We start from the raw sequence: 25,749 nt of genomic DNA, 5'->3' as shown, positions 1-25,749 counted from the left end.
AATAAGTGAATATAAATTTTTTTTAATATGATATAAAAAAACTGAAATATTATTATACCTCATATCTATATTATAAAATTATTTTATTCTTTCTTTTTATTTTTCATTGATAATTTAAACTGAAACTAACAATAGTTTAACATATAAAAAAAAAAAAGTCAAAATGATTTTATTTTTTTGTAATTAATTTAATACGATCTGGCAAACAAAATAGTTTTATTCGCTTTTTTATTAGTAATAGGACAAATTTTTGTAATTAATTTTTCAGAAAGAATAACTCTCGCTGTAGCTCCCGTTTCTTTTTTTATTATCTTTTCTGCTTCTTGTTCATAAACACTCATTTTAACATAACCTTTTTTGTCTTTTAAAAAATATTTAAATTCTTCGTATGTATTAGCTTTATATATTTTTTGATTTAAATGAATTAAAGCTTTTTGAAACATTTTATCATTAATTTTTTTTAATAAAATTGGAAGAGTTTTATTTATATTTTGGTCTTTAACAACTATTTTTTTAAAATTATGTCTTATAAAAATTGTCACTTCTTCTTTGTTTAATTCTTCAGAACCTATCTCTATTCTTAAAGGTATACCTTTCATTTCATAATAACTAAATTTCCAACCAATATTTTTTTTTTGTTCATCTAAATGTATTTTATATTTTCTTTTTAATTGATTAAAAATTTTTCTTGATTTTTCTAAAATATTTTGATTTTTTAAATTTAAAGGGATTATGACTATTTGAATAGGAGCAACAAAAGGTGGCATTACTAATCCTTCATCATCTCCGTGAATCATAATTAAAGCTCCTATTAATCTTGTGGAAATACCCCAAGAAGTTTGATAAACAAATTTGTTTTTTAATTCATTATCTTGAAACTTAATTTGAAAAGGTTTTGAGAATTGATGACCTAAAAAATGAGAAGTTGCGGCTTGTAAAGATTGTCCATCATACATTAAAGCTTCTAAAGAATAAGTAATTTCAGCTCCTTTAAATTTTTCTGTTTGTGTTTTTTTACCAGAAACAAAAGGTATTGCTAATATTTTTTTACCTAATTTTTTGTATAAATTTAATATATATTTAGTTTCTTTTAAAGCTTCTTTTTTAGAAGAATGTGCTGTATGACCTTCTTGCCATAAGAATTCTTTGCTTCTTAAAAAAGGTTTATGAGTTTTTTCCCATCTTACAACATTGCACCATTGAAAGAATAATTTAGGTAAATCACGATGAGAATTTATTTTTTTTGCATAATATTGAGAAAATAATACTTCTGAAGTAGGTCTTAAAATTAATTTTTCTTGTATTTTTTTTTCTCCAATTTGATTAATTATTAATGATTCTGGTGTAAAACCTTCTATATGTTCTTGTTCTTTTTGAAATAATTTTTCAGAAAAAAATATAGGAAAATAAACTTGTTGATGTTGACTTTTTTTTAAGTGTTTATTTAAAAAAAATTGAATATTTTCCCATATTGCATAACCATAAGGTAAATAAATAAAAAAACCTTTAATGTCTGAATATTCAATTAATTCAGATTTAATACAAATATCTGTATACCATTGGCTAAAATCTATATTACGTGATTTTATTTCTTTAACTAATTTTTGACGATCCATTATTGAAAAATCCTTTTTAATATATTTTTATTTTATTAAAAGTAATTTAGAAAAAATAAATTTTTGATCAATTCTTTCCCAAGAAAACAAGTTATCTATTCTTCCGAAATGTCCTTCTCTAGAAGTAATAGCAAAAATAGGTTTTTTTAAATTTAATTTTTTAATAATTCCTTGAGGACTTAAATCAAAATGATTTTTAATAGTTTCAATTATTAAAGATTCTTTTACTTTATTAGTTTGAAAAGTATTAATATATAAGCTAATAGGTTTTTCTATTCCTATAGCATATGTAAGTTGAATTTCACATTTATTACAAATACCAGATGCTACGATATTTTTAGCTAAGTATCTAGCCATATAAGCTCCGCTGCGATCTACTTTTGTACCATCTTTTCCGCTAAAACAACCTCCACCATGCCTAATTTCATTACCATAAGAATCTTGAATAATTTTTCTACCTGTTAATCCAGTATCTACTGAAGGTCCTCCAAGTGTAAAACTTCCTGAAGGATTAATATAAAATTTAGTTTTTTTATTAATAAGATTTGGTTTTATTTTTTTTTTAATAATTTTATTAATAATTTCTTCTTCTAAATATTTTTTTTTAATATTTTTTTTATGTTGACAAGAAATAACGATAATCGAGATAGAATTATGACGTTTAACCGTACAAGACGGATTTATTATCATAAGCCTCTCACACCACCGGACAAGCAAGTTTCCAAGCATCCGGCGGTTAAGTTAATTGTTGTTCGTATAGGTTTCTTAATTCATTATTATTTAAAAATTAGTTTCTGGGTTAGATCTAACAAAGAAACTTTTTTTGATACTCTATTTTATTAAATCAACAAATTAAAATTTCCTCTTTCGCCTTGTAAAGGGCTTTTCCCTTTGCCTTGGAAGGTCAGTCCACTAGCGTATTCCAACGTTAGCTTTCAATTTCCTTCGACTACTCTGATTCTGCTTTTTCCTTGCCTCTATTTAAGAAGTTTAGGAAGATGAAAGTTACTCTAATATTTACCTTATGACTTTTAGGTGAGATGACCAATTTAATTAATTTTTAATATTATTTATTAATTAAAATAAATTAAAAATATTTATTAAAATGGTAAGTTCTAAGTTTTTTAAATTGATAATTCTTTAATCCAGAAACTAAAGATTAAAGATTCTTAGATTTAAATAAATTTGAATAAGTGATATTTATTTTCTTTTTTTCTCTTAGCCTCGTTGCAGAGGTTATCCTTGAGTCGGTTTCAATTAGCGGAACCTCTTAGATGAAACTAATACATCCGTTTTCCGCTTTGATTAGTTGCTGTAATTATTTCTTCTTTCGTTGAAATAACCACTAATCGATTGCCACAGATTATCCACTGTGTATGGTTGGTTAAACCACTTCATATTAAAGCCTCTTTTCCGCCCGTTTCTATGTAAAGAGGGTTGTTTTTTTTGTCATAAACTAAAGTTATTTGTGTTTTTCCATCTGGTTTTAAAAATGGTATTTTTTGATTTTCTCTAGATTTTGTTAATTCATCAGCTAATTGTTTAGCTAAAACAAAATTTAAAGGCAAAAAAAAAGGTGTTTCATTTGTAGCAAAACCAAACATTGAACCTTGATCACCTGCTCCTTTTTTTTCAACAGCTTCGCTAATTTCATAAGATTGTTTTTGTATTAAATTAATAATAGTTACATCATTAAAATAAAAATTATCTTTTTTTTCAGTATATCCTATTTCTTTAATTGTTTTTTTTACTAAATTATTGATTTCTGAATTAGTTAATTCGTAAAAAGTATTTATTTCACCTAGAAGAATTACTTTTTTTTTTGTTACTACTGTTTCTATTGCAATTTTAGCTTTATTAATCGAGATAGAATTATGACGTTTAACCGTATAAGATGACGGATTTATTACCATAAGCCCCCCACACCACCGGACAAGCAAGTTTCCAAGCATCCGGCGGTTGCATAAACTAAAATTAATTAAACATAAAAAATAATTTTATTAATTCTCACAGAAAGTTTTTTATTATATCTTCTAGTAAAGTGACTGTTAAACTAAAAAACCTTTTTTTTGCTTTCATAATTCTTTTCTCATCATTGAAAAGATCAGATATTTGTATTTACTAAATGATAAAAAAATATCTTTTCACCTTTTCTATGTGAAAAAAACGTTTATACTTCCTCTTTCGCCTTGTAAAGGGTTTTCCCCTTTGCCTTGGAAGGTCAATCCACTAGCGTATTCCAACGTTAGCTTTCAATTTCCTTCGACTACTCTGATTCTGCTTTTTCCTTGCCTCTATTTAAGAGGTTTAGGAAGATGAAAGTTACTTTAAATATCTCCCTTGATGATTTTTAGGTGGGATGACCAAAATAAACAACTTATATAAAATATTTTTCTTATATAAGATGGTTTTAGATACCATTTCTTTTGGTAGGTTCTAGGTTAATGCTAATGTAATAATTTTATAAATTAAAAGAATATGATTTATAAACGCCCTAGAATAACAGTAAATGTAGTTAACTGTTAGTTTTTGCTAACTCCTTTTTTTCCCTTAGCCTTATTACAGAGGTTATCCATTTATCATCTTCAATTCGCAAAAGCTCTTTAACTAAACTACTTAGTCTGTCTTTCACTTTGATAATCTGCTTTAATTATTTCTTCTTTCGTGGAAATAACCGATTATCGATTGTCACGTATTATCACAACGTGTGTAATTGGTGAGATTACTCGATATTTAAGCCTCTTTTTCGCCCTCTTTTTTTAAATAAGCGTCTAATAAAACGTCTGAAATTTGATCTGCTATTTTATCAGGATGCCCTTTAGTTACAGCTTCAGTACTAAATTTTTTCATTTAACATTTTCCTTAAACATTTTTATTTTTAATTAAAAAAAAAAGACTTTCAAAAAGCCTTTTGTTTAATTTATTGATTGTTATAAATTTATTTTAATTTTTTTGTATTTTTATCTATAATTTGATCTTTTTCATCATCTATAACAATAATATCCATAGCTTGTACTTTTTTTACACCGTTTTGTTCAGAAAATCGAATAACAAATTCAACTTCTTCGTCGTTTACTAATTTTTTAATATTTGAATTAGCATAAATTCTGGATTTATCCTCATTATTAAAAAAAGAATTATTTCGATCAGACATATTATGTTCTTCTTGTTTTTGATCCTTTTTACTTTCCTTTAATATAGAAGAAAAATGACAAAAAATATCATTGCTTCCTGTTTCTTGTTCTGTTCGTTTCCATTGTTCTATAGCTTCAGGTTCGCTATCTTTATTTGCTATAATGTCATTTGGTAATTTTACATATTTTTTTTCTTCTGTTAATTTTACAACATTTGATATAAAACCAAATCCTTTTTCCGGCGCAAACCATTTGACAATACCACGAAATTTAGTCATTTATTTATATAAAACTCCTTTTTCTGTTAATTAGTTTTGAACAACCTCTTTAATTATATAACATTTTTTTATAAAATCAACAACATTATAATTGAGATTATGATAACATTTATTTTTTAAATGATGAAAAAAATATTTTTTATTATTTTATTGATTAATATTATTTCATTAATTAGTATAATTGATTGTATCAATTTTTAACTAAAAAATACCAATTTTTAATTATATTTGAAATTTATAGATTTTTTTAAAATTTCTTCATTTTATATATTGAATATATTTTTTTATCTTGTAAACTACGTAATGTAAGATACTTTTTTAATATAAAGTTATTAAATATAGTATTTTAAGAAAATCTTATAAAAATTTTATATTTTGGATTTTTTATAATTTTAACTTTTTGTAATAATTTGTATTTTTTATATAAAAGAATAAAAAATTTTAATTTATATTATTTATTTATTATAATTAATTATAATTCATAGGTTTATACTAAAATGTTATATTAATAATTATTTTTTAATAAACTTATGAATATTAAATTCAAAAAAATTTATTTACTAATTATTATTTAGTTTATATATATTTATAAATTTAATATATCTGATATGTTGATTATTTTCGTTAGAAATTAAATTTATAAATAATAGAAGTTAATTGAAAGGAAAAAATATTATATTTAATGAATAAAACAAAAATTATTTGTACTTTAGGACCATCTGGGCGAAAAAGAGGCTTAAATATCGAGTAATCTCACCAATTACACACGTTGTGATAATACGTGACAATCGATAATCGGTTATTTCCACGAAAGAAGAAATAATTAAAGCAGATTATCAAAGTGAAAGACAGACTAAGTAGTTTAGTTGAAGAGCTTTTGCGAATTGAAGATGATAAATGGATAACCTCTGTAATGAGGCTAAGGGAAAAAAAGGAGTTAGCAAAAACTAACAGTTAACTACATTTACTGTTATTCTAGGGCGTTTATAAATTTAAGATGGGATTTAGGGCGGAAAAGAGGCTTTAATATGAAGTGGCTTAACCAACCATACACAGTGGATAATCTGTGGCAATCGATTAGTGGTTATTTCAACGAAAGAAGAAATAATTACAGCAACTAATCAAAGCGGAAAACGGATGTATTAGTTTCATCTAAGAGGTTCTGCCAATTGAAACAGACTCAAGGATAACCTCTGTAACGAGGCTAAGAGAAAAAAATAGTAAGATATGTTTTATTAATGAAAAAAAATATATTATATATGTATTTATCTAAGTGTTTATAATTTTTATAAATCTGAGTTATAATATTATCAATTTAAAAAACTTAGAACTTACCATTTTAATAAATATTTTTAATTTATTTTAATTAATAAATAATATTAAAAATTAATTAAATTGGTCATCTCACCTAAAAGTCATAAGGTAAATATTAGAGTAACTTTCATCTTCCTAAACTTCTTAAATAGAGGCAAGGAAAAAGCAGAATCAGAGTAGTCGAAAGGAAATTGAAAGCTAACGTTGGAATACGCTAGTGGACTGACCTTCCAAGGCAAAGGGAAAAGCCCTTTACAAGGCGAAAGAGGAAATTTTAATTTGTTGATTTAATAAAATAGAGTATCAAAAAAAGTTTCTTTGTTAGATCTAACCCAGAAACTAATTTTTAAATAATAATGAATTAAGAAACCTATACGAACAACAATTAACTTAACCGCCGGATGCTTGGAAACTTGCTTGTCCGGTGGTGTGAGAGGCTTATGATAATAAATCCGTCTTGTACGGTTAAACGTCATAATTCTATCTCGATTAAAATTATCACATTAACATTAACCTAGAACCGACCAAAAGAAATGGTATCTAAAACCATCTTATATAAGGAAAATATTTTATATAAGTTGTTTATTTTGGTCATCCCACCTAAAAATCATCAAGGGAGATATTTAAAGTAACTTTCATCTTCCTAAACCTCTTAAGTAGAGGCAAGGAAAAAGCAGAATCAGAGTAGTCGAAGGAAATTAAAAGCTAACATTGAAATATGTTAGTGGACTGACCTTCCAAGGCAAAGGGGAAAGCCCTTTACAAGGCGAAAGAGGAAGTGTAAACGTTTTTTCCACATAGAAAAGGTGAAAAGATATTTTTTTATTATCTAGTAAATACGAATATCTGATCTTTTCAATGATGAGAAAAGAATTATGAAAGCAAAAAAAGAAGGTTTTTTAGTTTAACAGTCGTTTTACTAGAAAGTATAATAAAAAACTTTCTGCGACAGTTAATTAAATCATTTTTTATGTTTAATTAATTTTAGTTTATACAACCGCCGGATGCTTGGAAACTTGCTTGTCCGGTGGTGTGGGAGGCTTATGATAATAAATCCGTCTTGTACGGTTAAACGTCATAATTCTATCCCGATTCAGATAATAAAGAAGTTTTAAGAAGAATGGTAAATTCAGGTTTAAATATTGCTAGATTTAATTTTTCGCATGCTGATTATGAAAAAAGTAAGTTTTTAATTGAAACTATAAAATCTTTAAATGAAGAATTAAAAAGCCATGTTTCTCTTTTATTAGATACTAAAGGTCCAGAAATAAGAACTCATGATTTTGATGGAGAAGTTATTATTCAAAAGGATTCATTAGTTACTATTTCTTCTAAAGAACAATTAGGTAATAATCGTATTTTTTCTGTTACTTATCCTAATTTTTATGAAGAAGTTAATATAGGAGATTTAATTTATGTTGATGATGGTTTTTTAACATTAGAAATTGTTCAGAAAAAGAATGATAGTAGAGAGTTAATAACAAAAGCAAAAAATACTCATAAAGTAAAATCACGTAGAGGTATTAATGTACCTAATGTAGATTTGAATATAGATTTTATTTCGACAAAAGATTTTCAGGATATTAATTTTGCTATTCAACAAAGTTATGATTATATAGCTGCTTCTTTTACGAGAAATGCTCAAGATATTTTAGATATTAGAAAAATTTTACAAAATAATAAAAAAGATAGTATAAAAATTATTGCTAAAATAGAAAACCAATCAGGAATCAATAACATAGGGGCGGAAAAGAGGCTTTAATATGAAGTGGTTTAACCAACCATACACAGTGGATAATCTGTGGCAATCGATTAGTGGTTACTTCAACGAAAGAAGAAATAATTACAGCAACTAATCAAAGCGGAAAACGGATGTATTAGTTTCATCTAAGAGGTTCTGCCAATTGAAACAGACTCAAGGATAACCTCTGTAACGAGGCTAAGAGAAAAAAATAGGGTAATTTTGAAACTGGAAAAAAAAATTATATTTATTTTATTCCATCTAAGTAGTTAAAATTTTAACTATGTTGATTTTAATATTATTCGTTAAAAAAACTTAGACCTTACCATTTTAATAAATATTTTTAATTTATTTTAATTAATAAATAATATTAAAAATTAATTAAATTGGGTCATCTCACCTAAAAGTCATAAGGTAAATATTAGAGTAACTTTCATCTTCCTAAACCTTTGGAGTAAAGGCAAGGAAAAAGCAGAATCATAGTAGTCGAAGGAAATTGAAAGCTAATGTTGGAATATGTTAGTGGACTGACCTTCCGAGGCAAAAGGGAAAACCTTTTACAAGGCGAAAGAGGAAATTTTAATTGTTGATTTAATAAAATAGAGTATCAAAAAAAGTTTCTTTGTTAGATCTAACCCAGAAACTAATTATTAATATAATAATGAATTCAAAAACCTATATGAACAACAATTAACTTAACCGCCGGATGCTTGGAAACTTGCTTGTCCGGTGGTGTGGGAGGCTTATGATAATAAATCCGTCTTTGTACGGTTAAACAACATAATTCTATCCCGATATCAAATTATAGAAGTATCTGATGCTATTATGGTAGCTAGAGGAGATTTAGGTATTGAAGTTGAAGATATATTAGTTCCTTCATATCAAAATTTGTTAATTAATAAATGTTTGTCTAAAGGAAAATCGGTTATAGTTGCTACTCAAATGTTAGAATCTATGCAAAAAAATTGTAGACCAACTAAAGCAGAAATTTCAGATGTTTATAATGCTGTTCAAGAAGGAACTAGTGCTACTATGTTATCAGGAGAATCTGCTTCAGGACAATATCCTGTTGAATCTATAAAATATATGTATAACATTAATAAACAATCTGAAAAAACAGTAAATTATTATCATTTATCTTGTATTTATAAACCTCAAAATATTAGAGAAAATTTTTTATGTAATGTTGTTCAAATGGCTTTAAATTTATCTATTAAAGGTATAATAGTAGAAAATTCGGAAGATGCTTATAATATTTCTAAATTTCATTCTTCGGTAATGATTTTTGTTTTTGTTAAAAGTTTAGCAGAAGCTACAATGTTTTCTTTAAATTTTGGTATTATACCTATTTTAACGAAAGATGAATTACTATCTAAAATAAGTTTTATATTTAAAAATAATATAAAAAATCGTTTTATTTTTATTCAAAAAGATAAAATTGAAATTAAAAATTTGTAAAATTATTTTTAAATATTTGTTTTTTTTATTTGTTTTCTAAATTTTTAATTTTGTAATTTACATAAATTTTATTTTTAAAAAAAAAGAAAAGGATAGTGAGTATTTTAAATAATATGATTGATAAAAAAAATTTTTTTGAAAAAATAAAAAAAATTCAAAATAATAAAATATTTGGTTTTTCTTTATTAATATTTTTTCTTTTTATTGGTATAATTGCTTTAAATATATTTTATATAAATGAAAATCCACAATTAATTAAAAGATTATGGCATCCTTTGATAACTCCAATTTTTATTATGATGATATTAGGTATTACTTTGAATTTTATTGGAAATAATATTCCTTTATTGAACAAATTCGGTCTTGGTTTTCTATTATGTATATTAGTACCATCTTTTTTAGTTCATAAAGGAATTATAAATAAAGATATATTACATAATTTTGATAAGCTTTTTTTTAATAAACCTTCTGTTAAAAGTGTCAAAGATGGAATAGGAATTAATTTTTCACAATTTTTTATTACTATTGTTATATCAGGTAGTATTTTAAGTATTGATAAAGAATTGTTGAAAAGGTCTATTTTTAAATTTATTCCTTTAACTTTAATTTCTATTTTTCTTTCCATATTAATAACAAGTTTTTTTGGTTATTTATTAAATTATCAATGTCCAGCAATATTTATGGATAAATCTAAAGGTTCTTTTTGGGATTCTATTTTTTTTGTTTTGGTTCCTTTAACAAATGGTGGAACTAATTTAGGAATTAATGGTTTTGCTAATGGTATTTATTGTAATGTTTTTCAAAAAGAATCTGCTGACATAAGAACAGCTATATTAGCTCCTTTAATTTTAGCAAGAGTTTTAAGTATTTTTGTAGCTGGAATACTTTATGTTTTATTTGATAAAACGAAATTTAGCGGCCAAGGACAATTAGAAATAAATCAAAAACCCCAATCTTTTAAAAAATCTTTTAAAAAAGAAGATGTTGACAAAAAAAATATTTTAGATTACCAAAATATTGGTATGGGTTTATTGATAATTTTTGCTTTGTATTCGATAGGAAATATGTTAAATGTTTTTATATCAGAAAATACTTTTATTGAATTAGATGCAATGGTTTATGTTATATTAATGTTATTAGTTATTAAAATTTTTAGTTTACTATCTGAAAAAAATCAGAATTATGTATCTCAAGCTGGTAAATTTATGATGATTAATTTTACTGCTCCTGTTTTAGCTGGTTTAGGTTTAACAACTGATTTTAGTGAATTAATAAAATGTATTACTGATAAAAATATTTTATTTATGGTAGTTCTTTCAATAACTTTAGTAGTTTCAATAACTTTTGTATTAGCTAGTTATTTCGGTTTTTATTCTCTAGAATCTGCTTTAACTGCTGGTATTTGTTCTCATAGTATAGGTGGAACAGGTAATATTGGTGTTATGGCTATTAGTAATAGATTAGATTTATTACCTTTCGCAATGATTGCTACTAGAGTAGTAGGTCCTATTATATTTTCTATAGCTGCTGTTACTTTCAGCTTAATTTATAGATAAAAATATATTGTATATTAAGTAAATTTATATTAAATAGGTAGTGAAAATTTATTTTTATTTTGTGTTATTATATTTTTGCTAACCTATTTTATAAATTTTTTTAGATAAGTAATTTTTTTAAATAAATAAATTCATTTATTAAGTTTATTTATTTATTTTTGATATTTTTAATTTTTTCATAAAATATTTTATTAAATGTCCTTATAGTTTAATGGTGCGGAAAAGAGGCTTTAATATGAAGTGGTTTAACCAACCATACACAGCAGATAATCTGTGGCAATCGATTAGTGGTTACTTCAACGAAAGAAGAAATAATTACAGCAACTAATCAAAGCGGAAAACGGATGTATCATTTTCATCTAAGAGGTTCTGCCAATTGAAACAGACTCAAGGATAACTTCTACAACGAAGCTAAGAGAAAAAATGGAGTAATCTATAAACCGATAGTAAAATATACTTTTCTATTGATCTAAGTTGGTTATAAATTTATATCATTAAGATTTGTAATATTATCAATTTACAAAAAACTTAGAACCTACCAAACTAAAAATTGGTTATCTCACCTAAAAGTCATAAGGTAAATATTAGAGTAACTTTCATCTTCCTAAACCTTTTAAGTAGAGGCAAGGAAAAAGCAGAATCATAGTAGTCGAAGGTAATTAAAAGCTAACGTTGGAATACGCTAGTGGACTGACCTTCCAAGGGAAAGGGAAAAGCCCTTTACAAGGCGAAAGAGGAAATTTTAATTGTTGATTTAATAAAATAGAGTATAAAAAAATTTTTTTTGTTAGATCTCTGACTCAGAAACGAATTATTAAATAATAGTGAATTAAGAAACCTATACGAACAACAATTAACTTAACCGCCGGATGCTTGGAAACTTGCTTGTCCGGTGGTGTGGGGGGCTTATGGTAATAAATTCGTCATTTTATACGGTTAAACGTCATAATTCTATCCTGATATAAAACATATCAATGGTAATGATAAGATACAAGTTTGATTCTTGTTAAGGGCACCAATATGAAATTTTTATAATTTATTTTTAATAAAATGTTATAGAATATTTATATAAATTAAATAAAATTTAAATTTTAAATTTTTTTATTTTTATCGTGGATGTCGTATAATGGTTATTATGTGTGCTTGCCAAGCATAAGATGGGGGTTCGATTCCCCTCATCCGCTCCAAGATAATAATTAATAACAGTTTAAATTATATTTTTAAATTTATGATTTTTTATTAAAAGATTTTTTATTAAAAAAATGGTTTTTTATTTTCATAATATTAATTATTATTATAAGAAGAAAAAAATTAATCTTATGAAAATAATATTTATAATCATTATAAAATAGTTTTTTATTGATTTATATTAATAAAAAACTATTTTTTATATAAATAAATAATCTTTTTGTCAAAAAAAATTATTTATTTATTTGATAACAATATTTTAATAATTTATTTCTTTTTTTATTTTTGGTTAATAAACCTCTTTTAGAATGAAAATCAGAAGGATTTTTTTTTAAATGTTTATTTAATTCTTCTATTTCATTAGAGAGCAAAGCTATTTGTACTTTACAACAACCTGTATTATTTTTTTTTTCTGAATTTTCTTGAATAATTTTTTTTTTTTGTTCTTGTGTTAAAGCCATAAATCTTTTATTTTAATCTCCTTTAATTTTTTTGTGTTTTATTTATATAAATTTTTATTTATTCTAATAATTTTAATTGAAATAATTAAAAATAATTATCTTATTTTAAAACTTTATAAATTTTTCTACATCTAGAATAAAAACAGTTGCTCCTCCGATAGATACTTCAGAAGGAAGCGAACAATAAGGAATAAATTCATTAAGAATATGATTTGGGATTAATTGTGTTTTTGTTTTTGAATACTTTTTAATTATAGATAATGTTTTTTCTATCTTATTTTCAGCTAATCCAATCATAAAAGTAGCGTTATTTTCTTTTAAAAAACCTCCTTTAGTTGCAAGTCTAGTATTAAAAATACTTTCTTTGTTTAAATTATTTTGTACTTTGTTTGCATCTTCATTAGATACAATAGCAAAAATTAATTTTATTTTATTATTCATAATATTCATATTATATATTATTTCATTCCATATATTTATTAAAATATTTTTATTTAACATTTAGATAGTGATTTATAAAATTTTATAGTTTTATTTTTTTTTTGGTAAAAATTATCATTATATATATAAATATTTTTTTAATTAAAAAAATAAATTATCTCAATTATATTATAAAATAATTATTTTATAAAAAAAATAATTTTCTAAAATAAAATTTTTTTAAAAAGTAACCAACAAAAATAAAAATTAATTATATTAATTATTATAATAAATATTTTTTAAAAAAACTTGAAAGTAAAAATATATAAGATATTCTAATATTCTATCAAAATGTTTGTTTTCTTAATAAAAAAATTGTAAATATTTACAATTTTTTTTATTATAAAAATAATGCTAATTTTAAATCAACTGAGTATATTTTATTATATGTTATAATTACTGTTAGAGAGTTTTTTTAAGTTATTTTTGATAAAATAATTCGAAAATATTATTGATTAGTTTAAATTTATTTTTATTATTAAATAATTATATTATTATTTGTGATATCTATTTTTATTAAAATTGGTAACAAATTAATGTTTTTTTAGAAAGGTTCAATAATGAAATTTAATTTATTAAAAAAAATATTTCTTTTTTTAAAAAAATTTTTTAATTCTTCTAATAATTATTTAAAAAAAATAAAAAAAACAGCAGATAAAATAGAACAATTAAGTGAGGAATATAAAAATCTTAAAGATGAACATTTTCCACAAAAAACTGAAAAATTAAAAAAACTTTTACAAGAAGGGCGAAGTTTAGATTCTTTATTGATTGAATCTTTTGCTTTAGCTAAAGAAGCTTCTAGAAGAGTAACAGGTCTTAATCCTTATTATGTTCAAATTTTAGGAGCTATTGTTCTTCATCAAGGTCAAATTGCCGAAATGAAAACTGGAGAAGGTAAAACTTTAACTTCTGTTATGCCTGCTTATTTAAATTCTTTAAGTGGCAAAGGAGTTCATATCGTAACTGTAAATGAATATTTAGCTCAAAGAGAAGCTCAAGGTTCTATAGGGGAAATTTTTCGTTTTTTAGGTGTTACAGTAGGTTTGAATATTAAAAATAAAAGTATTGAAGAAAAGCAAAAAGCTTATTCATGTGATATTTTATATACAACAAATAGTGAAATTGGGTTTGATTTTTTAAGAGATAACATTGAAACTAATGAAAATAATTTATTAATGAAAAAAGAATATAATTATGCTATTATCGATGAAGTTGATTCTGTCTTAATAGATGAGGCTAGAACACCTTTAATTATTTCTGATTATGCTAAAAAAGGTCAAAAATTTTATATGGATGCTAATCGTTTTGCTAAAATTTTAAAAACTCATCATTATATTATCGATTTAGAAACAAATACTATTGAATTAACAGAAGAAGGTATTAAAAAAGGAGAATCTTTTTTTAGGATTTCAAATTTTTATAATAGTAATAATATTGTGTTATTGCATTGTATTAAAAATGCTTTAAAAGCGCATTATATTATGAGTAAAAATAAAGATTATTTAGTTTCTAAAAACAACATTTTAATTATTGATGAATTTACAGGCAGAATATTAGAAGGTAGACAATTTAGTGATGGATTACATCAAGCTTTAGAAGCTAAAGAAGGCTGTATTATCAAAGAAGAAACTGAAATTGCTGCTACTATTACTTATCAAAATTTTTTCAGAATTTATAAAAAAATATCAGGCATGACAGGTACTGCTAAAACTGAAGAAAAAGAATTTAAAGATATATATAAAATGAAAGTAATTGAAATTCCAACTAATAAATTAATGATTAGAAGGGATGAAGCAGATTTTGTTTTTGCAACTATAACAGAAAAATGGACAGCTTTGATACAAGATGTAGAACAAAGACATGAAAAAGGTCAACCAATTTTGATTGGTACTACTAACGTTGAAGTTTCCGAGCAAATATCTAAAATTTTAAAAAAAAAAAGAATACGTCATGAAATATTAAATGCTAAAAATCATTTTAAAGAAGCTGAAATTATTTTTAAAGCTGGTGAAAAAGGTGCGATTACTATAGCTACTAATATGGCAGGTCGCGGAACAGATATACGTTTAGGGCAAGGTGTGAAAGAATTAGGGGGATTAGCTGTTTTAGGAACAGAAAGGCATGAATCTAGAAGAATTGATAATCAGTTAAGAGGTAGAGCTGGTAGACAAGGAGATCCTGGTTTTTCTCGTTTTTTTGTTTCTGGTGAAGATGATTTAGTCAAGAGATTTGGAGGAAATAAAATTCAAAAACTAATTATTTTCTTAAATAAATCTAAAGAAGATAAAAAAAATATTTCTTCTAAAATTTTTACTAATTTTTTTACTAATTTGCAAAAAAAAATTGAATCTTCTAATTTTGAACAAAGAAAGTTTGTTTTGCAATTCGATTCTGTTTTAGGTTTACAAAGGGAAATTATTTATAAACAAAGAAGAAATGTTTTAACATCTTCTAATATTGAATCATTGGCCTTGATTTTAATAAATAAGACTCTTGATGGACAAATTGAAAATTTTTTAAATTCTACAATAAATAAACAAAAAGAACAATATTTAAAAAAAATTATAGATTATTTAGAGAATTTATTTTTTACAAAACAAACTTTTATTTTAGAAGATTTTGAAAAAATTAAAAATTTTTCTTATAGTCTTTTTAAAGAAAAAATAAAAGAAATAGTTAGAGATAAAGTAAAATATATTTTTGATAAAAGAAAAGAAAAATTAACTTTGGATAAGCAAAATTATTATTTTGGTATTTTAAAAAATATTATTTTGCATAATATTGATAATCATTTTAAGAATCATATTTATGATATGAGTATTTTGCGTAAAAGTATTAATTTTGTGAGTTATGGACAACAAAATTCTTTGGTTATTTACCAAAATGAAGGTCAAATTCTTTTTAATAAAATGATTGAAAATATTGCTTTAGACATTACAAGTATTATTTTAAAATCTTATTTACTGAATAATCAGTTACACGAATCCTTTATAGAAGAAAATCATCAAACACTATTTAAATTTTCTCGATTAGATAAACAAAAACAAAATAGTAAAAAATATAAGAAAGTTAGTTATAAAAAGAAACCTTGGGATTAAGTTTTTTATAAAGGAGAAATAAATTAAAATAAATGGAAAGGTATGAAATAAATAAAATTTTAGAAAATTTAAAAGTTATTTTATCTAATTTAGAAATTAAAATAAATTTAAAACAAAAAAAAAAAAAAATAGATGAGTTGAATAGATTAATGTTGAAACCTTTTTTTTGGCAACAAAATAATAAAGATGTTATTCAATTAACTCAGCAATTTTCTAAATTACAAAATCAATGCAAAAAATTTATTAATTTTAAAACAAAATATGATGAATTAGAATCTTTATTTAATATTATAGAAGAAAATAATGAAGATTTTTTTTATTTTTTGGAAGAATTAAAATTGTTTCAAAAAGAAATAAAAAAATTAGAAATTGAATTAATTTTAAATCAACCTTATGATGAAAATAATGCTATTTTAATTTTACATCCAGGCGCCGGAGGTACTGAATCTCAAGATTGGTGTGAAATGTTATTTCGTATGTATCAAAAATATTCGCAAAAAAAAAATTTTAAAGTTAAAATTCTTTATTATCAACCAGGAGAAGAAGCCGGTTTAAAAAGTGTTAGTTTATTAATTCAAGGTTTATATGCTTTTGGTTATTTAAAAGCCGAAAGAGGAATACATAGATTAGTTAGAATTTCTCCTTTTGATTCTAATTCTAGAAGACACACTTCTTTTGTATCTTGTGAAGTTTTACCTGAAATTAATGATGAAATTAAAATTAATATTAAAGATGAAGAATTACGTATTGATGTTTTTAGAAGTAGTGGTGCTGGTGGTCAACATGTTAATACTACTGATTCAGCTGTACGTATAACTCATTTACCTACAAATATAGTAGTAAGTTGTCAAAATGAAAGAAGTCAAATTAAAAATAGAGAAAAAGCTTTGCAAATTTTGAAAACTAGATTATTACAATTAGCTTTGGAAAAGCAAAAAGAAAATGAAAAATTATTAAAGAAAGGACAAAAAGACATTAGTTGGGGTTCTCAAATAAGAAGTTATGTTTTTCATCCTTATCAAATAGTTAAAGATCATCGTACTAATTTTGAAGTTTCTCAAGTTAATTTAATGATGGATGGAAGTTTCTTAGATGATTTTATAAATGCCTTTTTAATTAAAAATAATAATGTTTGAAATAATTAAGAAAATTAAAAAAATATTAGTTATAAAGTCTTTAGTGTTATTTAAATGATTTTTAGTAAAAATAAAGAAATTAAAAAATGGTTTTTTCTTATTATAAATGATATTATTCTAGCTTTATCTATTTATTTTTTTACTTTAGGTATTAAATTAAATACAGGTGGTATGGATGGTTTATCTATTTGTACAGTTCAATTTATGAAATTATTTAATTTTCAAATATTTAATTATTTACGAGAAGATTTTATTATTTCTTTTTTTATTAGTTGTTATACTTTTTTATCTTTAATTATTGGATATAAATTTTTCGGAAAAGACTTTTTATTAAAAACGGTATTTTTATGTTTAATTCTAAATATTACAATACCTTTTTTAAGTTATTTTTTAGGAGAATCTAAAAATAATATATTATCAACTAATATTCTAAATAAAAATTTTTTTATTAAAATGATATTTTATTCTTTTCTAAGTGGTGTTTTTATAGGTTTAAGTTTAAGTAATATTATGAAAATAGGTTATACTACCGGTGGTATGGATATTTTTCAAAAAATTTTAAAAGAAAAATATAAGCTTAATTTTATTATTATTTTTTTTATTACAGATGGTTGTATCATTTTTTTATCTTCTTTTTTAGAAAGCATAATTCAGGCAGAAAATAACATGCATTTTCATTATTTAATAATTTTGAAAAATTTAATTATAAGAATAATTTGTTCTTTTTTATCTCTTTTTCTTATTGGTTATATTATGGAAAAAAATTTTTCATCTTTTTTCAATAAAAAAAAGAATAATTTTTTACATTTCAAAAATTAAAAAAATTTATATATCCTAAAAAAGTAACATAATAGATCTATATTTAGAAAGGCGATTAAAAAAAATTTATGTATAAAAAAGGATCTATCAAAGTGGAATTATCGAGTCCAATATTATATATCGGTAATCCTTTTAAAAATGCTCAGAGTATTATTTCAATACTAAATAAAAGTAATGCCAGTTTTGTTTTATTTTCAGAATTATGTTTAAGTAGTTATAGTGCGGGAGATTTGTTTTTTGATAATAATTTTTTACAAAAAAATTTAAAAGCTTTAAGTTTTATTTTAGAAAATACTTCTTTCGGAGGTGTTTATTTTATTGGAATGCCTTTTTGTTTTGAAGAATTAGTATATAATGTTGCTGTTGTTGTGCAAAATAAAAAAATTTTAGGAATTGTACCAAAACATACTATTCCTAATTATAAAGAGTTTAATGAAAAAAGATGGTTTCAATCTGGAAAATTTATACAAAGTAAATTAGTAAAATTATTGGAACAAAAAGTTCCTTTTGGGAATATTTTATTTATAAATAAAGATTTTAATGTTGTTTTTGGTGTTGAAATATGTCAAGATTTATGGACAATTGAATCACCAAGTGATTTATTAGTTTTAAATGGTGCTCATTTAATTTTTAATTTATCTGCTTCAACAGAACATATTGGAAAATCTCAATTAAGAAAAATGGCTGTTTTAGATCATTCTAGAAAACATATAGGAGGATATTTTTATACAAGCAGCGGAATTACTGAATCAGCAATGGATACTATTTTTTCTAATCATAAAATTGCGGCTGTTTTAGGGGAAGTAATTGGTGAAAAAGATTTATTTAATCAGGATATTAGTTTGGTAGTAGATGTTTCAATAGATGTTATTAAATATCAAAGAATAATAGATACTACATATGGTGATCAAAAAATAGGAAAAGAGATTATTTTTTTAAAATCTTATTTTGAACTAAAAGAAGTAGAAGTTTATAATTTTGAAAAAGATTTTGAATCAAAACCTTTCATTGTAAAAGAGAATTTAGAAGAAAATTTGAAAATATCTCGTTCTATTCAACTTTTATCTTTAAAAAATCAATTATCTAAAATAGATAATCTTAAAGTTTTTTTATATATGAAAGAAGAATTGCATGAGTTTTTAACTTTATTGAATATTATTAAAAGTTTTAAAGATAATAATAAAGATTTTCAAGATTTAAATGTGATTTTAGATCCTAATATTTTTGTAAATAAAGAGTTATTTGCTGTTTTAAAAGATTTTTTGAATAATAATAAAGTTAATATTATTATTAATGATATTTTTTTAAAAAAAGAAAATGAAATTAATAAAATTTTAGTTTTGGAAAGCTATAATTTATCTGATATTGCAATAGGTAATATACAATATAATTTAAAAAATTATGATTTTTTATATAACGTGAATATTGGTATATCTAATACTTTTATGATTGAATTAATTTTATTTCATTTTCGTCATAATTTTTTAGAAATAAATAATATTCTTAAAAAAATATATTTAAAAAAAATAAATAATTTTTTAACTAAAGAATTAATTATAAAGGATTTTATTTTATACCATTATTTAAAACATAACTTCGGTGAGGAAAAAATAGCTTTTTTAATAAAAAAAGTTTTTTCATTGACTGAACAAGAAAGTGAAAAAATAGTTAAACAATATATGAAATTTTTTTTTCAATCTCAATCAAAAAGACAAAAAATGGCTGCTGGACCAAAAATTTTTGAATATAGTTTATCGTATAGAACAGAATTAAAAATACCTCTTCATTTATTTGAATAAAATAATTAATAAAAAAAGGTGTAAAAACATGAAGAAAAAAGTAATTATTGGATTGTCTGGAGGAGTAGACAGTAGCGTAGCTGCTTTTCTTTTAAAGCAAAAAGGTTTTGAAGTAGAAGGAATTTTTATGAGAAATTGGGAAAGTAGTCTTAATAATGATATCGAAGGTAATAATTTTATCGATAATAATATTTGTCCTCAAGAAAGAGATTTTCAAGATGCATTAAAAATTGCCAAACAACTTGGTATTAAATGTTCTAGAGTTGATTTTATCGAAGAATATTGGCAGAAAGTATTTAGTATTTTTTTAAAACAAATAAGAAAAAATTTAACTCCTAATCCAGATGTTTTGTGTAATAATCAAATAAAATTTTTAACTTTTCTAAATTATGCTAAAAAGTTTAAACCTCATTATATAGCTATGGGTCATTATGCTCAGATTATTTATAAAAATCACCAACCTATTTTAACTAAGTCTGTAGATCAAAATAAAGATCAAACTTATTTTTTATCTCAATTAAAAAAAAAACAGCTTAAAAAAATTATTTTTCCTTTAGGGAAATTAACTAAATCAGAAGTAAGAGAAATAGCTAGAAGAGAAAAATTAGCGAATGCTGATAAAAAAGATTCTACAGGTATTTGTTTCATTGGAGAAAGAAAATTTTTTAATTTTTTAAATAATTATCTACCTACCCAAAAAGGACCTATTAAAGATATAAATGGTAATTTTTTAAAAGAGCATGATGGTGTTTTTAAATATACTATAGGACAAAGAAAAAATTTAAATTTAAAAGTTAGTAAGCAAAATTCAGGTCCTTGGTTTGTAGTTGGTAAAGATTTAAAAAACAATACTCTTTATGTAGATCAAAATTTTAATAGTTCTTTTTTATATAGCGATTCCGCTTTAATAGTAGATGTTATTTGGAGACGTTATGATGGAATTATTATGAGTAGAAATGTTAGAAATAAATTAAAAGCAAAATTTCGATATCGTCAGTTAGATCAAAATGTGGAAATTGCATGGATTAATAAAACAACTTTAAAGGTTTTTTATAAACAAAAAATTAAATCAGTAACACCTGGTCAAATTTGTGCTTTTTATCAAAAAGATTTTTGTTTAGGAGCAGGTATGATATTAGAAGTTTATTTAAGAAATAAAAAATTATTATATACTTAAATAAAAAAATATTATTTTTTGAAAATTTGGAAATATTTTTTGCTTAAAAAAAAGTTTAATAGTTTTATTTATTGAATATATATTGATTTCAAAGTTATAATTTATATATAAAGTTTTTTTATAAATATTAAAAAAAATTATTGTATATTGTTTTTTATTTCAGTTGTATAAGGATTTGGGAAAAATATGAGAAAAATAAAAGGAACACATGATTTAATATTTAATGAAATAAAAAAATGGCAAATAGTAGAAAAAAAATTAAAAAATATTGTTAATATATATAATTTTCAGGAAATACGTACTCCTATTATTGAATATGAAGAAATTTTTAATATTTCTTCGCCCAATTCTGAAATGGTTTCTAAAGAAATTTTTCACTTTTTAGATAAAAAAGGTAGAAAAATAGTTTTAAGACCAGAAGGAACAGCATCTGTTGTAAGAAGTTATATAGAAAATAAACTAAAACAAAAAAATGAATTATATAAATTTTATTATTATGGGCCATTTTTTCGTTATGAAAGGCCGCAAAAAGGACGTTATCGTCAATTTACTCAATTCGGAATTGAAATTATTGGAGTTACAAATTTTTTATCAGAAATAGAAATTATTTTTTTTATTCAAGAGATAATTAATTTTTTTAATTTAAATGATCAAGCTTTGATAAAAATTAATAATTTAGGAGATAAAATTTCTAGACAAAATTTTTTAAAAGTATTTAGTGACTATATTCAAAAAAATCAAGAAAAATTATGTTTTTTATGTTCTGAAAGACAAAAAAAAAATATTTTAAGAATTTTTGATTGTAAAAAATGTTCTAAAAAAAAATTTTTAGAAGAAGCTCCTATTATTTTAGATTATTTAAGTAATAATGCAAAAATAAATTTTGAAAAAATTATAACTATTTTGAAACAATTTAAAATTAATTTTATAATTGATCCTAAATTAGTAAGAGGTTTAGATTATTATACGGATTTAGTTTTCGAAGTTGATGTTTTATTAAAAAATAGTAAAAAAACTTTGTCTTTAGGTGGAGGAGGTAATTATAATGAAATTATGGAAAATTTTAGTTATAAAAACATGCGTAATATAGGTTTTGCTTTCGGAATGGAACGTTTAATATTGTTATTAGAAGAAAATAATTTTTTTAAAAATTTAACTTTAAATTCTTTAGATGTTTTTTTATTTGTTTTAGATGAAAAATTATTTTTTCAAACATTTATTTTATTAAAGGAAATAAGAGAAAAAAAAATTAGCGCAGAAATGAATTATGAGATTAATAATTTTTCTAAAAAATTAAAAAAAATTTTATTAAAAAATCCTAAATATATTATTTTTATAGGACAAAAAGAAATGGATAATCAAACTTTAACTATTAAAAATACTTTGACTAAAGAAACTTATGTTTTAAATTTTTGTGAAGGAATTAATTTTTTAAAAAAGGAATTATTTAAAAAATGAAAACTAAATATAATTATTCAAATAATGAAATAACTTTAAAAGAAAAAGGAAAAAAAGTTTTTCTTAAGGGTTGGATAGCTAAAAAAAGAGATTTAAAGAATCATTTTTTTTTAATTTTAAGAGATATTACAGGTATTATCCAATTAATTATAAAAAAAGATCATCCTCAATATAATGATATTTATTTGATAAAAAAAGAAACTGTAGTAGAAGTAAAAGGTATTGTTGTTGAAAGATTAAGTAAAAATATTGATTTAAAAAATGGTGATATAGAAATTTTGGTAAATAATATAAAAATTTTATCTGAATCAAAAGAATTACCTTTAAATGTTTTTGATAATGAAAAAGAATCTTTAGAACAACATAGGTTAAAATATCGTTATTTAGATTTAAGAAGAGAAGAAAAAAAAAAATATTTAATTCAAAGACATAAAATTACTCAAAATATTAGAAAAACTCTTTTAAAAAATAATTTTTTTGAATTAGAAACTCCTATTTTATCTAAATCTACTCCGGAAGGCGCTAGAGACTATTTAGTCCCTTCTCGTATTTTTTTAAATCATTTTTATGCTTTACCTCAATCACCTCAAATTTTTAAACAATTATATATGATGGCTGGATTTGAAAGATATTTTCAAATTGCTCGTTGTTTTAGAGATGAAGATTTAAGATCTGATAGACAACCTGAATTTACTCAAATAGATATTGAAACTTCTTTTTTTGATAAAAAAGAAATTATGATCTTAGTAGAAGAAATTATGGTAAACTTATTTAAGCATATTTTTAACAAAAAACTTAAAACTCCTATAACTCGAATAAGTTATAACGATGCTATGAATTTATATGGCACAGATAAGCCAGATATAAGATTTAAATTATTATTAGAAGATTTTGATTTTTTGTTAAAAGAAGAATTTTTATATGATGAAAATAAAAAAAAAAAAATAATTAAAGGTATTAAATTAGATTTAAAAAAATCTTTAGAGATTTTAACTTTAAAAAAAATTATTGAATATAAAAATTTGATAAAAGAAAAATATAAATTAGATTTACAAATTTTTTCTAAAAAAAAGTTTTTTTTATCTAATAATTTATTTAAGTTTCTTTCTAAAAAAATTTTTTTAAAAGAAAAAGAATTTTATTTTATTATAATATATAATTTTAATTATGATAAATTTTTATTTAATAATGTTTTAAAAGCTTTAGGATTTTTAAGAAATATCTTAGCTCAAGATTTTAAGTTAATTCAGTCAGAAAAAGATTCATTGTTATGGGTTGTTGATTTTCCTCTTTTTGAATTTAACCAAGAAGAAAATAGGTATTATATGGTTCATCATCCTTTTACAGCACCTTCTGATGTTAATTTATTAATTAATAAGCCTATTGATACGAAAGCTGAATCTTATGATTTGGTATGGAATGGTTATGAAATTGGAGGAGGATCTTTGAGAAATTATCGAACTAAAGTACAAGAACAAATTTTTAATATATTAGGTTTTTCTTCGGAAGAAATTCAAAAAAAATTTGGTTTTTTAATGGAAGCTTTACAATACGGAACGCCTCCGCATGGAGGTATTGCTTTAGGGTTAGATCGTTTAGTGATGCTTTTTACAAAAACTAATAATATTAGAGATGTCATTGCTTTTCCTAAAAACCAGAATGCTCAAGATTTAATGTTAGATACTCCTAGTCCTGTTGATGATGAACAACTATCTATTTTAAATTTAAAATTTGATAAAAAATAAGGTTTTTCTAAAATGTTATTATCTCTTAATTTAGACAAACGAAAAGAATATGTTATTTCTGTAAGTGGTGGAGTTGATTCTATGGTTTTACTAGATGTTTTATATCATAAAAAATATAAATTAATAGTGGTTCATTTTAATCATTTAGTTAGACCTAATTCTTTTCAAGACAAAAACATAATTCAAGAATATTGTCGAAATAAAAATATAATTTTTCATTATTTTGAGTTAAACATTAGAGGAAAAAATTTTCATCATCAAGCTCGGATTTTAAGATTAGAAAAATTAAAAAAAATAGCTTCAAAGTATAAAACTAAATATTTAATAACAGCTCATCATTTAGACGATTTATCAGAAACTATTTTTTTAAAAATTTTAAGAGGAAGTTCTTTGTTGGGTTATAGTGGAATGAAAAATTTTTGTTTTTATAACGATTTTATTTTATTAAAACCTTTTTTATACATAAAAAAAAAAAAAATAATAGAATATGCTGAAAAAAATAAAATTTATTTTTTAGAAGATTATACAAATAAACAAAATATTTATTTAAGAAATCAATTAAGAAATCAAATTATCCCTTTTTTCAAACAAAAATATAATTTTTTAAAAAATATTAAAAAATTTCATTTTCAAATAGATGAAGTTTCTAATTTTATCAGAAACCAAACATTTTTGTTTTTAAAAGAACAAAATATAGAAAATATTTTGTCTTTAAAAAAATTTTATCATTTAGATATAGTGGTTCAGAAGGATATTATTATTTATTTATTAGAACAAAAAAAAATAAATAAAAATTTTTTTTTAATTAATAGTATAATTAAAGGTCTTAATAATATTAAAAAGGCTTTTATAATTTGGAAATTAGATCAAAAAAATATATTGGTTAAACAGTATGATCATTTTTGTATAAAAAATCAAAATTTAGAAAAATATGAAAATCAAATATTAAAAGAAAAAAAACCTTTACTTCATTGTTCCAAAAAAAAAATGCTTATATCTTTTTGTTCTATTATACAAAAAATATATTATGATGAAAATAATTTTTTTCCTCCTTTTTTTTTAAGAAAAAGAAAATCAGGTGATATTTTAAAATTCAGTTTTGGTACTCAAAAATTAAAAAATTTTTTTATTAATAAAAAAGTAATTTTACCACAAAGAGATAATATTTGGCTTGTATTGGATCAAAAAAAAAATATTATTTGGATACCAAAATTTTATGTTAATCATATGTTAGGTAATGAATATTTTTGTTATTTAGGTTTAGAATAACTAATATTTATTATAATTA

At 22.6% G+C, this 25,749-nt stretch carries 17 protein-coding genes, 1 tRNA gene and 1 pseudogene; 12 read left to right on the top strand and 7 right to left on the bottom strand.

Annotated features, from left to right (window positions below):
- Positions 1-188 precede the first annotated feature (188 nt).
- The 5 genes and pseudogenes from proS to DH96_RS01220 all read right to left on the bottom strand — a co-directional run bounded on the left by proS (position 189) and on the right by DH96_RS01220 (position 5,028).
- Positions 189-1,616 carry a proline--tRNA ligase gene (proS, locus tag DH96_RS01240; RefSeq protein ID WP_111961294.1) on the bottom strand — a complete coding sequence of 476 codons (1,428 nt, stop codon included), beginning with the start codon at positions 1,614-1,616 and terminating at the stop codon, positions 189-191.
- Between the two features lie 27 nt (positions 1,617-1,643).
- Positions 1,644-2,345, bottom strand: coding sequence for a methionine adenosyltransferase domain-containing protein (locus DH96_RS01235; RefSeq protein WP_111961293.1), 702 nt, complete (start codon positions 2,343-2,345; stop codon positions 1,644-1,646).
- Positions 2,346-3,010: 665 nt separating this feature from the next.
- Entirely contained in the window at positions 3,011-3,568 is a 558-nt protein-coding gene (locus DH96_RS01230; RefSeq protein WP_111961292.1) for an S-adenosylmethionine synthetase N-terminal domain-containing protein, read from the bottom strand.
- Between the two features lie 793 nt (positions 3,569-4,361).
- Positions 4,362-4,466: pseudogene (locus DH96_RS01225) on the bottom strand (S-adenosylmethionine synthetase N-terminal domain-containing protein); the annotation flags it as partial.
- Positions 4,467-4,554: 88 nt separating this feature from the next.
- Positions 4,555-5,028: a cold-shock protein gene (locus DH96_RS01220; protein WP_111961290.1), complete on the bottom strand. Its 474-nt coding sequence runs from the start codon at positions 5,026-5,028 to the stop codon at positions 4,555-4,557.
- Positions 5,029-7,462: 2,434 nt separating this feature from the next.
- On the opposite strand from DH96_RS01220, the gene DH96_RS01215 reads away from it, so the two are divergent.
- From DH96_RS01215 to DH96_RS01200, 4 genes are all read left to right on the top strand, one after another.
- Positions 7,463-8,104, top strand: coding sequence for a pyruvate kinase (locus tag DH96_RS01215; protein ID WP_111961289.1), 642 nt, complete (start codon positions 7,463-7,465; stop codon positions 8,102-8,104).
- 708 nt (positions 8,105-8,812) lie between these two features.
- On the top strand, positions 8,813-9,541 hold the full coding sequence (locus DH96_RS01210; protein WP_245927101.1) for a pyruvate kinase: 729 nt from the start codon (positions 8,813-8,815) through the stop codon (positions 9,539-9,541).
- 113 nt (positions 9,542-9,654) lie between these two features.
- Positions 9,655-11,097, top strand: a complete 1,443-nt coding sequence (locus tag DH96_RS01205; RefSeq protein WP_245927100.1) for a 2-hydroxycarboxylate transporter family protein — start codon at positions 9,655-9,657, stop codon at positions 11,095-11,097.
- Between the two features lie 1,112 nt (positions 11,098-12,209).
- Positions 12,210-12,284 (top strand) — tRNA-Gly (locus tag DH96_RS01200).
- 234 nt (positions 12,285-12,518) lie between these two features.
- Here DH96_RS01200 and rpsO read toward each other — a convergent pair.
- Together rpsO and DH96_RS01190 are read right to left on the bottom strand one after the other, a co-directional pair.
- A complete protein-coding gene (rpsO, locus tag DH96_RS01195) occupies positions 12,519-12,746 on the bottom strand; it encodes a 30S ribosomal protein S15 (protein WP_066540378.1) in 228 nt (75 codons plus the stop codon).
- A gap of 105 nt (positions 12,747-12,851) precedes the next feature.
- On the bottom strand, positions 12,852-13,175 hold the full coding sequence (locus DH96_RS01190; RefSeq protein ID WP_066540429.1) for a cyclic-di-AMP receptor: 324 nt from the start codon (positions 13,173-13,175) through the stop codon (positions 12,852-12,854).
- A gap of 635 nt (positions 13,176-13,810) precedes the next feature.
- Here DH96_RS01190 and secA point away from each other — a divergent pair.
- The 8 genes from secA (at position 13,811) to tilS (ending at position 25,730) form a co-directional block, all read left to right on the top strand.
- Entirely contained in the window at positions 13,811-16,327 is a 2,517-nt protein-coding gene (gene secA, locus DH96_RS01185; RefSeq protein ID WP_102135025.1) for a preprotein translocase subunit SecA, read from the top strand.
- Between the two features lie 32 nt (positions 16,328-16,359).
- Positions 16,360-17,463 (top strand): peptide chain release factor 2, encoded by a 1,104-nt coding sequence (gene prfB, locus DH96_RS01180; protein ID WP_066540382.1) that lies wholly within the window; start codon positions 16,360-16,362, stop codon positions 17,461-17,463.
- Positions 17,464-17,517: 54 nt separating this feature from the next.
- Positions 17,518-18,282 carry a YitT family protein gene (locus DH96_RS01175; protein WP_066540384.1) on the top strand — a complete coding sequence of 255 codons (765 nt, stop codon included), beginning with the start codon at positions 17,518-17,520 and terminating at the stop codon, positions 18,280-18,282.
- A 68-nt stretch (positions 18,283-18,350) separates the two neighbouring features.
- A complete protein-coding gene (locus DH96_RS01170) occupies positions 18,351-20,081 on the top strand; it encodes a nitrilase-related carbon-nitrogen hydrolase (protein ID WP_066540387.1) in 1,731 nt (576 codons plus the stop codon).
- 28 nt (positions 20,082-20,109) lie between these two features.
- Positions 20,110-21,258: a tRNA 2-thiouridine(34) synthase MnmA gene (gene mnmA, locus DH96_RS01165; protein WP_066540390.1), complete on the top strand. Its 1,149-nt coding sequence runs from the start codon at positions 20,110-20,112 to the stop codon at positions 21,256-21,258.
- A gap of 186 nt (positions 21,259-21,444) precedes the next feature.
- Positions 21,445-22,716 carry a histidine--tRNA ligase gene (gene hisS, locus DH96_RS01160; protein WP_066540397.1) on the top strand — a complete coding sequence of 424 codons (1,272 nt, stop codon included), beginning with the start codon at positions 21,445-21,447 and terminating at the stop codon, positions 22,714-22,716.
- A complete protein-coding gene (gene aspS / locus DH96_RS01155; RefSeq protein ID WP_066540399.1) occupies positions 22,713-24,461 on the top strand; it encodes an aspartate--tRNA ligase in 1,749 nt (582 codons plus the stop codon). Before hisS ends, aspS begins: the two co-directional genes overlap by 4 nt.
- A gap of 12 nt (positions 24,462-24,473) precedes the next feature.
- Positions 24,474-25,730, top strand: a complete 1,257-nt coding sequence (gene tilS, locus DH96_RS01150) for a tRNA lysidine(34) synthetase TilS (RefSeq protein WP_111961287.1) — start codon at positions 24,474-24,476, stop codon at positions 25,728-25,730.
- The last annotated feature ends 19 nt before the right edge of the window (positions 25,731-25,749 follow it).

Origin of the sequence: Candidatus Phytoplasma oryzae (assembly GCF_003263355.1) — a bacterium.
Taxonomy (GTDB): domain Bacteria; phylum Bacillota_I; class Bacilli_A; order Acholeplasmatales; family Acholeplasmataceae; genus Phytoplasma; species Phytoplasma oryzae_B.
Note: the sequence above shows the minus strand (reverse complement) of the source record. Positions and strands in the feature narration are given on the sequence as shown.

Excerpts from the sequence above, each read along its gene's own strand:
- proS (WP_111961294.1), bottom strand. The coding sequence starts at position 1,616 with ATGGATCGTCAAAAATTAGTTAAAGAAATAAAATCACGTAATATAGAT.
- DH96_RS01235 (WP_111961293.1), bottom strand. The coding sequence starts at position 2,345 with ATGCTTGGAAACTTGCTTGTCCGGTGGTGTGAGAGGCTTATGATAATA.
- DH96_RS01230 (WP_111961292.1), bottom strand. The coding sequence starts at position 3,568 with ATGCTTGGAAACTTGCTTGTCCGGTGGTGTGGGGGGCTTATGGTAATA.
- DH96_RS01220 (WP_111961290.1), bottom strand. The coding sequence starts at position 5,028 with ATGACTAAATTTCGTGGTATTGTCAAATGGTTTGCGCCGGAAAAAGGA.
- DH96_RS01215 (WP_111961289.1), top strand. The coding sequence starts at position 7,463 with ATGGTAAATTCAGGTTTAAATATTGCTAGATTTAATTTTTCGCATGCT.
- DH96_RS01205 (WP_245927100.1), top strand. The coding sequence starts at position 9,655 with ATGATTGATAAAAAAAATTTTTTTGAAAAAATAAAAAAAATTCAAAAT.
- rpsO (WP_066540378.1), bottom strand. The coding sequence starts at position 12,746 with ATGGCTTTAACACAAGAACAAAAAAAAAAAATTATTCAAGAAAATTCA.
- prfB (WP_066540382.1), top strand. The coding sequence starts at position 16,360 with ATGGAAAGGTATGAAATAAATAAAATTTTAGAAAATTTAAAAGTTATT.
- DH96_RS01175 (WP_066540384.1), top strand. The coding sequence starts at position 17,518 with ATGATTTTTAGTAAAAATAAAGAAATTAAAAAATGGTTTTTTCTTATT.
- DH96_RS01170 (WP_066540387.1), top strand. The coding sequence starts at position 18,351 with ATGTATAAAAAAGGATCTATCAAAGTGGAATTATCGAGTCCAATATTA.
- mnmA (WP_066540390.1), top strand. The coding sequence starts at position 20,110 with ATGAAGAAAAAAGTAATTATTGGATTGTCTGGAGGAGTAGACAGTAGC.
- hisS (WP_066540397.1), top strand. The coding sequence starts at position 21,445 with ATGAGAAAAATAAAAGGAACACATGATTTAATATTTAATGAAATAAAA.
- aspS (WP_066540399.1), top strand. The coding sequence starts at position 22,713 with ATGAAAACTAAATATAATTATTCAAATAATGAAATAACTTTAAAAGAA.
- tilS (WP_111961287.1), top strand. The coding sequence starts at position 24,474 with ATGTTATTATCTCTTAATTTAGACAAACGAAAAGAATATGTTATTTCT.